We start from the raw sequence: 14,812 nt of genomic DNA on the forward strand, positions 1-14,812 counted from the left end.
TACACCACTAAATATACTATATCTTAAATATTCAAATTAAGGATGATATTCGCATATGCAATTGTGCCAAGTAAGAGTTATGCAATTTCCTCAATTAAGTAAAAAGTGGAATCTAGATTTTTAGTTCTAAGTTGTAAGTTCTAAGGTTTATGTTATTCCTTTATAGACAAATAGAATCTAAGGACACCAATCTCATAACTTTTACATAATATCTTTATTCTATAAATTATAGCAAATAAAAAATCACAGCCAATATTGACTGTGATTTTCTCTTTTAATTGACTTCTGAGTCCTAAGAAAATTACTAAAAACTTAGAACTTATCACTTAGAACTAACAAAGGGCTTCTTAGTCCTTTATTGATTAATCCCTTAACCTATGAACAAATAATCCACTTCTAAGCTTTGGTTCAAACCAAGTAGATTTTGGAGGCATGACTTCTCCTGCATCTGCTATTGATAATAGGTCCTCCATAGTCGTTGGATACATTGAGAAGGCTATCTTCATGTCATTATCTACTCTTCTTTCAAGCTCCTCAAGTCCTCTGATACCACCAACAAAATCTATTCTCTTATCTGTTCTAGGGTTTTCGATCCCTAGTATAGGATGTAAAAGATTTTTCTGCAATATAGAAACATCTAGCCTATCAACAGGATCATTTTCATCATATAGACCTTCCTGTGGAGATAATTTGTACCATTTACTATCTATGTACATACCAAAGGTATGTTTTTGAGTAGGCTTATATTGTCCTTCTCCATTATATTCTTCAACGCTAAATTTTTCGTTAACTTTGCTCATAAACTCATCATCTGTTAATCCATTTAGATCAACAACCACTCTATTGTAGTCCATAATGAATAAATCTTCATCTGGGAAAATTACTGATAAGAAGTAGTTAAACTCCTCTTTCCCTGTATAGTTCGGATTGGCTTCTCTTCTTTTTAAACCAACCTTTACAGATGATGCCGATCTATGATGCCCATCGGCTATATATAAATAGTCTATTCCATCAAAGATTTCTCTTATCCTACTATTTATGCTATCTTCATCTATAACCCAAGCTATATGGGTTATTGAATCTTCACTGGTGAAATTATAAACTGGCTTATGGAATTTTATCCAATCATTAATTATACTACTTAGTTCGTCATTTTTCCTATAGGTTAAGAAAATAGGTGCCGTATTTGCATCACAATGGTCAAAGTTATTTATTCTATCAACTTCTTTTTGTGGTCTTGTAAATTCATGCTTTTTAATGATATCATTCATATAGTCATCAATGGAAGTACAACCAACTATACCCGTTTGTACTCTACCATCCATTATTTGTCTATATATATATAATCTAGGTGTTTCATCTTGCTCTAATATGCCTTCTTCAATCATCTGATCTAAATTTTTTCTTGCTGTTTTATAAACGCTCTCATCATACTGACTTACAGAATTATCAACATCTATTTCTGATCTTACTACATGTAAGAATGAATATTCATTACCCTCTGCCATTTTATTAGCTTCTTCTCTATTCATAACATCGTATGGAAGTGAAGCCACTTTATCCACTAAATCAATCTTTGGTCTAATTCCTTTAAAGGGTCTTACAACAGCCATGCTATTACCTCCTATGCAAAGAATTTTGTTATAACATCTACTACTTCGACACCTATTCTAGCTTGAGCTTCCTTTGTAGATGCTCCAATATGAGGTGTCACGGAAACCTTTGGATGTGTATATAACACTTCATTTTTAGTAGGTTCTTCTTCAAACACATCTACTGCCGCAGCGGCTACCTTCCCTGAGTCAAGAGCCTTTATTAAAGCTTTTTCACAGATCACGCCTCCCCTAGCAGTATTAATAATATATACGCCGTCCTTCATTTTGTTAAATTCATTTTGTCCAAGTACAGCACCGGTTTCTTTATTAAATGGAACATGTACCGATATGAAATCTGCATTTGCCAACAGATCATCTAAATTCATATATTTGTACTCATGGTACCCTTCTTTTTCCCCGGATATATCGGTATAAGCAATTTTCATTCCAAGGGCATGGGCTTTTTTAGCCGCTTCCCTTGCAATTCTTCCAAATCCCACTAGTCCAAGGGTTTTGCCATTTAATTCAATTCCCTTATACTGTTTTTTATTCCATTGACCTTCTCTCATTGTAACATTTGATATATGAATGTATCTTGAAATGGCAAACATATGGGCTATGGCAAGTTCTGCAACGGATGCACTGCTTGCTTTTGGTGTATTCATAACCTGTATACCATGCTCTAATGCATAGTTAACATCAATATTATCTACTCCTACCCCAGCTCTTACAACAAGCTTTAATCTCTTGGTTTCTAAAGCTGCGCCTAAAACCTCTTTCCGTACCTTTGTGGCTGAACGCACTACCATAGCATCAAACTCTTTTACCTTTTCCTTAAGTTCTTCTACATCATAAAACTGCTGCACGACTTCAAAACCAGCATCTTCTAAGCTTTTAACAGCATTTTTATCCATGCCATCGGTAACTAATATTCTAATCATATTCAAACCCCCAAATGGTTATTCTAATCCTATAAACCTAGTATTTCTTCAATAATCTGCAATAATTGTTTTATTTCATCTAAAGTAGTTTCCGCCATATGGGCTATTCTAAAGGTCTTTTCCTTAAGGTCTCCATAACCATTAGATATCATATATCCACGTTTTCCTAACTCTTTATTCAAGTCAGCAACGCTTATACCCTTAGTATTTTTAATAGTCGTCAATGTATTTGAAGCATACTTTTCTTCAGCGAGCATTTCAAAATGTTTATTTGCCCATGACCGAACATACTCTGCCATTTCTAAATGACGATTAAATCTATTTTCAAAACCTTCTTCTAATATCTTGTCCAATTGATAATCTAATGCAAACATATGTGGTAATGAAGGAGTTGATGGATACTGATGATCTTTCTTTTGTATGTAGTTGTATAGATTTAATAAATCTAAATATAATCCTCTATTAGGAACTTCCTTAGCTGCATCAAGGGCTTTTTGAGATATTGAGCAAATCGCTAATCCTGGAGGTAGTCCAAGACACTTTTGTGTAGAAGTAATGCAAATATCAACTCCAAGTTTATCTACTTCTACCTTTGCCCCACCTAATGAGCTAACTGTATCTAAACAGAATATCACATCAGGATATTTCTTCAAAACTTCTGCAATCCCATTTACTGGATTCATAATCCCCGTTGAAGTTTCATTATGAGTTATAGTGATCAAATCATATTTCCCAGTAGCAAGCACTTCATCTACCATTTCTGGAGTGGTGGGCTTACCCCATTCCGAAGCAAACTTATCTGCCGGAACTCCATTTGCTTCTGCCATCTTATACCATCTATCCCCAAAAGCTCCCACCGAAAATACAGCAGCTCTTTTTCTAGTACAAGAACGAATCGCACCTTCCATTAACCCACTACCAGAAGTAGTAGATAACATTATTGTATTTTTAGTATACATGAGTTTCTGCATCTTCTCTGCAATACCTCTTTGTAAGTCAGAAGCATCCTTAGTACGATGTCCTATCATAGGTGTAGCTAGTTTTTGAAGTACATCCTCTGCAACATCAACCGGCCCAGGTATAAATAGTCTTTTATGCATTTGTTTACCTCCCATATAAATTTTTTTATATAAAAAAACGTTTTCTATGATTAATAATATCATTAATAGAAATTTCAAACAACATTTTTGAGGATTGTTAAAAAATCTTAATCTATATCACTGACATCATACAAATCTACTCTTCTGTGCTTAAGTAAGGGTAATTGATTTCTAATTTTTTTAACCCTCGATAGATCTATATTTGCATAAATAATTCTTTCCTTTTCATCGGCTTCAGCAATAACGTCCCCCCAAGGATCGGCTATTAAAGAATGTCCAAATGCAACATATGATGAATCTAGGTTTCTAGCAGGTGAAGCTGCAACAAAATATACTTGGTTATCAATTGCTCTTATTTTTGATAAGGCATGCCAATGGGCAGGCCCTGTAGTCATATTAAATGCTGCGGGAATAATAATAATTTCTGCGCCCCTTAGGGTCATCAATCTCATAAGTTCTGGAAATCTCATATCATAGCAAATTGCGACACCTATTTTACAAAACTCCGTATCAAAAACTGTAATATCATTGCCATATCCTAGGGTATCTGACTCTTTAAAGCTAATATCATCTTCTATATCAATATCGAAGAGATGTATTTTTCTATGTTTCCCAATTACATTTCCTTTCCTATCAAATATATAGGAGGTGTTAAATATATTATCTCCCTCTTTTTCCGGTATTGATCCTCCTACAATATAAACCCTTTCATCCTGAGCCAACTTTGATAAAAAACTGGTTGTTTCCCCAGGGAATTCCTCTGCGAATCTAGGAAAAGAACTATTACCGTATGGACAGTTAAACATTTCTGGTAAAACCACCAAATCTGAACCATTATGGCTAGCTTCTTTTATCATCTCTTTAGCTTTTCCTAAGTTATCCTCCTTTTTTTGTAAAACATCTAACTGACAAACTGCGATTTTAAATTCAGACACATATGCCCCTCCTTTCTTTTATATATTTTACCATTTTTTAATAATTTATATTATAAATTTTCTTTGCCGTATAAAAAACAAAATGCCATAGAAATAATTAAAGTACACTAATCATTTCTATGACATATAGATATTCCAGTTAAACAGTTAATTTATACACATCAAAACTCCCTAGACTCATCGGATATTTTGAGATGTATAAATTAAAGTCTATACTAAAATCCCTATATTAATCTTTATTTACTAAGAATTTTTAGTATCCCGATTTCGTAACCTTCCTTTACTTCCATTAGATGCTTAATTCCCATGTCACAATATTTCTTTATGGATAAATCTAAATATTTTGAAAACACCTTATTTAAGCTTTCATTGCCTTTCATATTTGCCTTGATTTCTGCCTTAACTCTGTAAACTATCCCAATTTCTAAAGGACTTTTCAATTTTCCAGAATAGTACTCAGCGTTTTTCAGATGCTCCAAGGCCAAATCATATTTACCTTCTTTACATTTAATCAATGCCATAAAACCTTCTGCCGTTGAACGCCCCCATAAAGTATCAATTTGTCCATAAATGATAATGGCTCTTTTTAAATATTCCTTTGCCCTTAGATAATCACCTTTTTCAAAGGCCGCTTGTCCTGCATTGGTATTGAAAATAGTTAGTCCCCTTAAAAGTTTTTTTTCTTCGCATATTTTCATAGCCCTGTCATAATAGTTTAATGCCTTGGAAAATTCCATTCTATGTCTTCTTATTTCACCAATATAATTATAGCAAGCAGCTATATTTAAGGAATATTTACTATCATTATTTATATTTGTAAAGGTCTTTATTGATTCCGTAAGTAACTTTTCAGCTTCATCATATGCTTCCATCATAATTTTGTTTAGACCCTTTAATCTTAAAAATATGCCTATATCTTCATCTAAGTTATGGGCATAAGCAATCTTTAGTCCCTTATCTATGTTATCCTCCATAAAAAAAATGTCATGAACTTGAATACCATAATATATATTTTGCCTATATCCCTTTAGTGCATATTTAAAGGATTTTATACTAAGGGCTTTATCAATCATCTCTTCAATATTTTTATTACCTTGTTTATATTCCCCTTCTCTAATTAAGTATCTTCCCTTTATATGTAAATACCCTATCTCCAATGTAATTACTTCTTCAATATCTACTTCTATATCCTTTAACTTTGTAAAGAGTTCTTCAATATCGTTAAAATAATCTAGTACCTTTTTAATACTCATGTTTTTAAAATTTGGTTCTTTGAAGTCTACATAGCTTATAATGGGAAAAAGCTCATGTTTTATATCCAAATATACATCTAAGTATTTAATCATATATTTCAAGGTGTTTAAAGTGTTTCCAGCATTTGAATAGTGATAAATTAGCTTTGGATATATGGCCACGTCCCTTTTATCATTCCTAAGGGATTTTAATGTTATATCCCCTATTTTATTATGCAGTATTCTCCTTTTAGCTGAAGATAGGCTGTAATATACATATTCTCTAAGCTTTTGATGGGTAAATTTATAACTAATTTCTTCTCCCCCAATTTCATAGATGATATACTTATTATGAAGTTCTTCCATAATCTCAATAATCTCGAATTCATCTTTCCCCGATAATTCTTTTATCATTTTCAATGTCACTTTGTCAAAAAACATGGCTCCTATATTAAGAAGCTTCTTGCCTTCTTGAGATATATCAATGAATTTACTTTTAAGTATATCCTTCATTTTAGGGGAAATTACATTTTCCAAGTCCCCTTTTTCCTTAATCATGTTAAGATATTCCATAAGAAAAAAAGTATTACCTTCAGTTTCTTTGTATATTATTTCCTTTGTCCTTTTTTTAATTGTAGGCCCCTTAAAATATTTATGGATGAAATCATCCATTTCATCCTTTGTGAATCGATGAAGCTTAATTACTTCAAGTAAATTATGGGATCTTAACATTGTAATAAACTGATCTATTCTTTCATAATGCACATTCCTACAAGTACTTAGAAGCATGATATTATGGTTTCTATGAATAATAGTTGACAAAAGGGATAGACTTAAATCATCTATCCATTGCATATCCTCAAAGATAAGAATTATTTTTCTTTTTTCAACAACCCTTTTAAAAACCCCCTGAATAGCTTCTTCAATAACACTAAATTTTAATGTATCTAAAACTTCAACGGGGTTCTTCTTATCTATCATTTCCTCATTATAAAAGGATGGAAAAATATATGAAATCATTTTCCTCCATGTCAAAGGAATTTTGATTGTGTTTTCTTCAATAATAATAGAAAGCTCAGAAAGTATATCATTCCATGGTTTTAAAAAGTAATGTTTTTCCGCTTGATAGCAATTTGTCTCAAATATATATACATTCTCTTTTTCGATACTCCTATAAAATTCATCCTTTAACTTTGTTTTTCCTATTCCCGCTTCTCCTTTAATGAAAACAGACATATACCCTTTATTATCCATAAACAATCTGAAATTCTTCTTAAGAAAACTTATCTCTTTTTCTCTTCCATAAAATAATTCCTGTGGCCTTCTATCAAGCATTGGTTCCTTAACCTTATAAATTCTTTTTATATCTTTAATGATATTTTGAGTTTTTAAATCCGGTTTAATCCCAAGTTCCTTATCAAGGGTATTCTCTAATCTATCATATAACTCTATAGCTTTATTATAGGTACCCTGTTCTCTATAAACATTCATCAATATCCGATAGGGTCTTTCATCAAATTCATCTTCGTTTAATATAAGCTTTGCAAATTTTTTAACTTTATCTAAGTCCTTTTCATTAAAGGAAATATCTATACTATTATATATCCTCGATAGATATATATCTTTATAATACTGTCTTTTGTTAAACAACCAATTTTCAAAGCCTTCTGCCCTCTTTACTCCAAACCCCTTTAAAAATTCGCCCTCATATATCTCTATGAAATCCCTTTTTCCACATAATAATAATTCTAAATCGCTCTCTATTTCTATATCTGGATTTAAGATTACGGTTGACTTTTGAGGAGATATGATAATATCCATATCAAAGGCTTTTCTTATTTTATACATTGCATTTCTAAGGTTTTTTTTGGCAATCTTGTCCCCAGACTCACCCCAAAATAAAGAAACTAGCTCGTCCCTTGTAGCCTGCTTATTGACAAGCAAATAATAGAACAAAGCCTCTGCCTTCATGAATGGAAATTTAATCTTTTCATTATCTCTCATTACACAAGGAGTATTGAATAATTTTACTTTTATTAAACTCATCCTATCCCCTCTTTATATTTATTGAGCCGACAACTAACGTTCCCGCAGTTCGCAATCGTTTCCTGCTGATCTGCCACACTCTATAACTTAGCCACTCACAATAAATTCTTGCGCATCACTCAATCACCAACATGAGAATATCCCTAACTGTGGTTTGTTATATATAGTAATTAACATTATTCACTACGTTTTTTATTTTCAATTACCATCAAAATTGTTACTATTAGTATTGTTACTGGAATTAGCAAGCTATACGTTTTCAAATTAAATTTCCCTTCGATACTAGTTACTACTATGTAAAATATTACTCCTATAATTATGTTTTTCAAATTCATTTTTCCTCCTATCTGTCTTCAATACCAAATATCCCTCAAATAATTACATTTCTATAGTTCGTTTTTAATCCTCGGTTTATAATTAATTATTACACATAACTGCTGTCTTCCCACAGTAAAATTTTTGGGCAATTCTTTAAGGTTTCAAATATATAAACTAACAGACCTAAGAGTTTTACTCAAAGCTCTGTTAACCTAAAAGAACAATATTTTAGGTGGAAAATAAACCTAATATACTTAAAGATTTTTATAGAAAATTAAAAAGCTATAACTATTCCTCCGTCATTAGCATATACAGTACTTATTCCTGCAGTCTCTACGATTATTATATCTTTAAAGTTATATCTTTGCATTATTTCACCCTTTAGCTTTTGTGCCCTATCTAAGCAATTACAATGAGCTATTCCAAGAATTTTTTCTTCAATTTTTTCTCCCTGTTCTTCTATTAATTCAACTAAACGTCTTAATGCTTTTTTAGAACCCCTAGCCTTTTCAACTAAGCTTATGGTTCCCTTATCCGTAGAACCCATTATTGGCTTAATAGAAAAAGCAGTAGCCAACTTCGCAACTATCTTATTAATCCTTCCTGCTTTTATCAAATTGTCTAGGGATTCCAGAACAAATAATGTTTTCATATCCTTTATGTACTCATCTACCTTTTCAACAACTTGATGGGTTTTATAGTTAAGCTTTGATAATTCCATAATTTTAAGCCCAACTAGTGTCTGCCCAACAGATGCACTAAGTGAATCAAAAACATGAATGAATTTGTCCTTTGACTCTTCAAGATACATCTGCCTAGCCAAAACTGCACTATTATAGCTTCCACTTAACTGGGAAGATAATGTTACAACAAATACATCTTCTTTTCCCTTAAATCTATCTAGAAAATCATTTGGTGAAGGGCTCGCAGTTTTTGGAGGTTTGTCTGACTTCTTCATAGACACTAACAGATTTTTTTGATCTAAGTTTTCATCATCCCTAAATACTTTTTCACCTATACTTATTTTTAAAGGAGCTAAGCATATCTCTGATATTTTTTTAAGTTCTTTATTCATATCAAAACAGCTGTCACCTATTATTTTTATATTCATAATTTTCCCCTTTCGATAAATATGCTACTTTAAGCTTTAATCTATATTCTCTTCAATAGAGCTTTAAATTTATACATTTCTCCATTTGCTAGGGATATTTTGACATGTATAAATTAAGATTTACCCTAAACTCTCTATATAGATATTCCAGTCAAAACTTTAATTTATATATATTAAAACATAAAGTCTCATATTTATATTTTATCCCTTTATACAATTATATTGTATTCATAGTTGAGTATGCAATGCTTAATTGCAATTTTTGTTTTATTTTGGCAGTTATCTCTAACAAAATAAAAAGGGCAGAGCATATATTTATGCCTTACCCCCAATTTATAAATCTATAATTCAACTTTAGCTAAGATTTCTTTTTCTAAAGAATCTATATTTGTTTCTAATTCATGAACTTGGTCTGATACTCTCTTAACAAATTCTTGATCCTTTATTGACCCTAGATTTATCTTTACATTGAATAATGCTGAAAGAACGGCAGTTCTTGCCATCATGGCGGCTACTGCACCGTCAGTCACTGCATTTTTATTGCCCTTCTCTACAACTATTGTTATTTGTTCCATAATGGAAAAGGCCTTTTTAGCAACCTCTAATGGAATAAGGGCCGCATTTTTCATACCTTCTTGAATAGTACTTTTTCTCTCAGCCTTTTCTTCATCCGTATCCTTTGGCATCTTGAATGCATCCATGACTCCATTGAAGGCCTCGGCATCTTTGTCAATATCTTCTATAAAACCAGTTCTGATACTTGGTAGTATAGATATTAACCCCTCCATATCTCTTTGTACATCCTCATATCCTTTTTTACCTATAGTTAGATTTGCAACCATCTCAGTCAAAGCTGTAGCCATCCCTGCACTCAATGCAGCAATACTTCCTCCCCCAGGTACAGGCGACTTAGAAGCTGTTTCTTCTAAAAAGACTTTTATTGTTTTATCCCCTAACATTGTATCCTCCCTCTTTCTTTGCTTTCACACGCCTTTAAATGCTATATTTCTATCATAAACCATTATACCATTTTTAATTACCTTTTCTACAGTACTCACACCTATATGATAGGGCAAAAACTTATAGGAAGGAAATTCGTGAATCACAATGTCTCCTTTTTTGCCTACATCAATACTTCCAATTTCATCGGCTTTATTAATTGCAGCTGCACCATTTATTGTTAAAGCAGTTATTGTTTCTTCTGGAGTCATTTTCATATATAAAGTAGCAAGTGAAATTATCAGTGGTATTGACTCAGTAAAACAGCTTCCCGGATTGAAGTCCGTAGCAAGGGCAACTGCACAACCATTGTCTATCATAAACCTACCCCTTGCAAATTCTTCCTTTAGACTAAATGCTGTTCCAGGTAATAATGTAGCCACAACCCCTTTTTCCGCCATAGCTTTTATACCTTTATCGGATGCTTGTAGTAAATGATCAGCGGAAACAGCTTCAATCTCAGCTGCAAGCTCAGCTCCACCTAGTCTCACTATTTCATCTGCATGAAGCTTAGATTTCATGCCCATTTCCTTTGCTTTTAGCAGTAGTCTTCTTGATTGCTCTATGGAAAAAACATTTTTTTCACAGAAAACATCACAAAAATCTGCTAAATTTCTTTCTTGCACAATGGGCAAAACCTCTTCTATTATGAAGTCTATAAATTCATCTTCTCTTCCCTTATACTCCTCCGGAACAGCATGGGCTCCTAAAAAGGTTTTAACTATATCTAAAGGGTGCAATTTATCCAGCTCTTCCATTACTTCTAATTGTTTTATTTCTGTATCAAAGTCAAGGCCATATCCACTTTTACCCTCTACTGTGGTGACTCCAAAGGCTAACATGGAATTAAGTCTTTTCTTTCCTAAAGCTATAAGTTCTTCCTTAGACGCTTCCTTTGTTCCTTTAACGGAATTTATTATACCTCCGCCTCTATTCATTATTTCCATATAACTGTCTCCACGTAATCTCCATGAAAACTCTTCAGCTCTATAACCTCCGAAAACCAAGTGGGTATGGGAATCAACAAATCCAGGTAATATAGTTTTTCCTGAAGCGTCAATAATTACGTAGCCGTCCTCATTGACATTTTTTAACACCTCTTCAGTTTTCCCAACTGCTTTAATAATTCCCTCCTCAATAATAACTGTGCCATCATGTACGATATGCAAATCATTCATTTCTTTGCCTTTTTTTGATTTAAAGCCTTTACAGGTTACTAATTCCGAAGCATTTTTTATTATTATATTTCCCTTTTCCATATTATCACTACTCCATTAAACTAGTTTCTAAAACTTTATCCATCGAAAAACCATAAAGTCCAAGATAGTATGCTGCTGTATCAATCAAGGCTTCCATAGGCACAAGTCCTACTACTTCACTACCTAGAACGTTTACACCATATCTTCGTGCTTCCATTTTAACTGCTTCAAAGGCTCTATACATAGCTGTTTTTGTATAATCAGTAAGATTCATGGTGACCTGTGTAATACCTCTTTCAGGTATATGAACTCCACCAGCCTTGATAAATCTATAACCTCCACCGGAATGTCTAATAGCCCTCGAAATTTTATTAGCAATCTCTATATTATCTGTATCTAAATCTATATTGTAGGCCACTAGTGGCATTCTAGCCCCAACCGCTGTAACACCAGCAGTAGGGTGAATTTTAGCCTCTCCAAAATCCGGTTTCCATTCTGGGTCTTGGAGCTTCTCAGCCATCCCTTCAAACTGTCCTTTTCTAACCTTGGCAAGATTTTCCCTTACTGGTTTTGTTGCTGCTTTTTCATATAGGAAAATAGGTATATTATATTTTTCTGCTATTTCCTTGCCAGTTTCCTTTGCAAGCTCTACTGCTTCCGTCATACTCATGTTTTTTATAGGTATGAAGGGCACAACATCACTTGCTCCCATTCTTGAGTGTTGACCCTCATGCTTTGTCATATCAATAACCTCAGCAGCAACTCCTATGGCTTCAACAACGGCATTTTTTACGGCCAGAGGTTCACCTATTACTGTTACAACAACTCTATTGTAATCCTTATCGGCTTCATAGTTTAAAAGCTTTACTCCTTCTTTCCCTCTAAGTGGTGATACAATTTTTTCTATCTTATCCAAATCTCTACCTTCACTAAAGTTTGGTACGCATTGTACAATTTTTTTAACTTCAGGCATTTATAACATCTCCTTTGTTTTTTATTTTATTCTTCATCTACATTTTATTTTTATGTATAGTGGGTATCTCAAAACAGTTATATTTTGAGATACCCTTAGTTATTGAGGAAATTGCATAACTCTTACTTGGCAGACTTGCATATGCGAATATCATCCTTGATTTAATTGCTTAAGATATAAGCATATTTGATGGTATGGCTTTGAAGAATTTTAGACTACATATGGTAGATAGTTTTTGTAGAAGGTAATTATGCAATTTGCTCTATTAATATCTATTTCATTTCTTTAAAGGCTTTAGCAACTAAATTTTTCACTAGATCTTCTTTAGGTATAAATGGAATAGTTATATGATCTGTTCCTTTTTTATTATCATTATATTCTATACAGGTTTCTATTGAATTCTCGTTTCTAGCCCAAGCTCTTCTTGAAACTCCAACCATAACATCCCAAGGCATTGCCCTCTTAAGGATAGTATCAACCCTCTCACTTCCATCAAGCACCATTCCAAAACCACCGTTTATAGACTTACTAATGCCTACACCTCCGCCATTGTGCAGTGCCACCATACTCATACCTCTTGCCGCATTCCCAGCAAAACATTGGGTGGCCATCTCAGCCATAACTTGACTTCCGTCTTTGATGTTTGAGGTTTCTCTAAAGGGTGAATCCGTACCGCCTGTATCATGATGATCTCTACCAAGCATAACCGGGCCTATTTCTCCATTTCTTACCATTTCATTGAATTTCAAAGCTATTTTTAATCTGCCCATTGCATCCTGATATAATATTCTTGCTTGCGTACCAACAACTAAAGCATTTTTTTCTGCATCCTTAATCCATACATAGTTGTCTCTATCTTGACCCCTTCTATTAGGATCAATACAATTCATTGCGGCATTATCGGTTTTTCTTAGATCCTCTGGGTCTCCACTTAAGCATACCCATCTAAATGGACCATATCCATAATCAAAAAGCATAGGTCCCATTATATCTTCAACATATGATGGGAATATAAAGCCCTCACTTTCATCTCTACCATTTTTACAGATTTCATCAACACCCGCATCATAAACTGCCTTCATAAAAGCATTTCCATAATCAAAGAAATAGGAACCTCTTTCTACCAAAATCTTTATGAGTTCATAATGTCTTTTGAGGGATTCATCTACAAGCTTAGCAAATTTTTTCTTATCCCTTGTCAAAAGCTTTGTTCTATCTTCAAAGTTAAGTCCTTGGGGACAATAGCCTCCATCATAGGGTACATGACAGGAGGTTTGATCAGATAGTAGGGGAATATCAATATTATTCTCAACCGCATACTCAAGTAAATCGACTATGTTCCCAGAAAAAGCTATGGCCAAGCCTTCTTTTTTGTCTTGATATTCCTTTGCCAATTCAAAGGCTTCCTTTGGACTCTTTGTAACTACATCAACCCAGCCTTGATCTAATCTTGTTTGTATTCTAGAATAATCTACCTCAGCTAATATACCAACTCCGTTAGCTATTTTCACAGCTTTACCTTGGGCCCCACTCATTCCGCCCAATCCAGATGTCACATAAAGATAACCTCTTAAATCCGCATCATCGGCTATTCCATACTTTAATCTACCTGCATTAAGGATAGTATTAAAGGTTCCATGAACTATTCCTTGAGGCCCTATATACATCCATCCACCGGCTGTCATTTGTCCATAGTTCGCAACTCCCATGGCAGCTGCTTTATGCCATGTATCAGGATTGTCATACATACCAATCATAATTGAATTAGTTATAAGTACTCTTGGAGCCTCTGGAGAAGATTTAAATAACCCTAGTGGATGACCGGACATAACAACTAGGGTCTGCTCATTAGTCACCTCTTCAAGATACTTCTTTATAAGTCTATATTGCATCCAGTTTTGACATACTTGGCCGGTTTCTCCATAGGTAACAAGTTCATATGGATATAAAGCAATTTCGAAGTCAAGATTATTGTCAATCATTACTTGTATAGCTTTTCCCTCTACACATTTTCCCTTGTATTCCTTTATTGGTCTTCCTTTTATGGCTCCCTTAGGTCTATAACGATACCCATATATTCTACCTCTAGTTATTAATTCCTCCATAAATTCTGGCCCAAGCTCTTCATGTAGCTCCTCGGGTATATAACGAAGTGCGTTTTTAAGAGCTATCTCTGTCTCCCTTGGTGTAAGGTTGAATTCTCTCTTTGGAGCCCTTCTATATCCTTCATCAAATTTGGGATAAGGAGGCAATTCGTTATCAAGCTTAATAGACATTGCTTTAGAAATATCGATATTGCTAATCATTAAAACACCCCTTCTCTTTTTTTATATATAATCTATTATTGTCTTTCCTTTATTTTA

The 14,812-nt window shown here is 33.5% G+C and carries 11 protein-coding genes; all 11 read right to left on the reverse strand.

The features are described 5' to 3' along the window. Positions 1 to 362: 362 nt before the first annotated feature. The 11 genes from N4A68_07805 to N4A68_07855 all read right to left on the reverse strand — a co-directional run bounded on the left by N4A68_07805 (position 363) and on the right by N4A68_07855 (position 14,755). Positions 363 to 1,613 carry a DUF1015 family protein gene (locus tag N4A68_07805; GenBank protein MCT4564214.1) on the reverse strand — a complete coding sequence of 417 codons (1,251 nt, stop codon included), beginning with the start codon at positions 1,611 to 1,613 and terminating at the stop codon, positions 363 to 365. A gap of 11 nt (positions 1,614 to 1,624) precedes the next feature. Beyond that, entirely contained in the window at positions 1,625 to 2,536 is a 912-nt protein-coding gene (locus tag N4A68_07810; protein ID MCT4564215.1) for a D-2-hydroxyacid dehydrogenase, read from the reverse strand. Positions 2,537 to 2,565: 29 nt separating this feature from the next. Continuing rightward, complete coding sequence (locus N4A68_07815) at positions 2,566 to 3,636, reverse strand: alanine--glyoxylate aminotransferase family protein (GenBank protein ID MCT4564216.1); 1,071 nt, start codon at positions 3,634 to 3,636, stop codon at positions 2,566 to 2,568. Between the two features lie 107 nt (positions 3,637 to 3,743). Next, positions 3,744 to 4,571, reverse strand: coding sequence for a carbon-nitrogen hydrolase family protein (locus tag N4A68_07820; GenBank protein MCT4564217.1), 828 nt, complete (start codon positions 4,569 to 4,571; stop codon positions 3,744 to 3,746). A 236-nt stretch (positions 4,572 to 4,807) separates the two neighbouring features. Beyond that, positions 4,808 to 7,849, reverse strand: a complete 3,042-nt coding sequence (locus tag N4A68_07825) for an AAA family ATPase (GenBank protein ID MCT4564218.1) — start codon at positions 7,847 to 7,849, stop codon at positions 4,808 to 4,810. Between the two features lie 176 nt (positions 7,850 to 8,025). Then, on the reverse strand, positions 8,026 to 8,184 hold the full coding sequence (locus N4A68_07830) for a hypothetical protein (GenBank protein ID MCT4564219.1): 159 nt from the start codon (positions 8,182 to 8,184) through the stop codon (positions 8,026 to 8,028). A gap of 257 nt (positions 8,185 to 8,441) precedes the next feature. Beyond that, complete coding sequence (locus N4A68_07835) at positions 8,442 to 9,278, reverse strand: DegV family protein (protein ID MCT4564220.1); 837 nt, start codon at positions 9,276 to 9,278, stop codon at positions 8,442 to 8,444. Positions 9,279 to 9,619: 341 nt separating this feature from the next. Beyond that, a complete protein-coding gene (locus tag N4A68_07840; GenBank protein MCT4564221.1) occupies positions 9,620 to 10,237 on the reverse strand; it encodes a cyclodeaminase/cyclohydrolase family protein in 618 nt (205 codons plus the stop codon). A gap of 24 nt (positions 10,238 to 10,261) precedes the next feature. Then, positions 10,262 to 11,536, reverse strand: a complete 1,275-nt coding sequence (gene hutI / locus N4A68_07845; GenBank protein ID MCT4564222.1) for an imidazolonepropionase — start codon at positions 11,534 to 11,536, stop codon at positions 10,262 to 10,264. A 7-nt stretch (positions 11,537 to 11,543) separates the two neighbouring features. Continuing rightward, positions 11,544 to 12,449, reverse strand: a complete 906-nt coding sequence (gene ftcD, locus N4A68_07850; GenBank protein ID MCT4564223.1) for a glutamate formimidoyltransferase — start codon at positions 12,447 to 12,449, stop codon at positions 11,544 to 11,546. Positions 12,450 to 12,721: 272 nt separating this feature from the next. Next, positions 12,722 to 14,755 (reverse strand): urocanate hydratase, encoded by a 2,034-nt coding sequence (locus N4A68_07855; GenBank protein ID MCT4564224.1) that lies wholly within the window; start codon positions 14,753 to 14,755, stop codon positions 12,722 to 12,724. Positions 14,756 to 14,812: the final 57 nt, after the last annotated feature.

Source organism: Maledivibacter sp., assembly GCA_025210375.1.
Taxonomy (GTDB): Bacteria; Bacillota; Clostridia; order Peptostreptococcales; family Caminicellaceae; genus JAOASB01.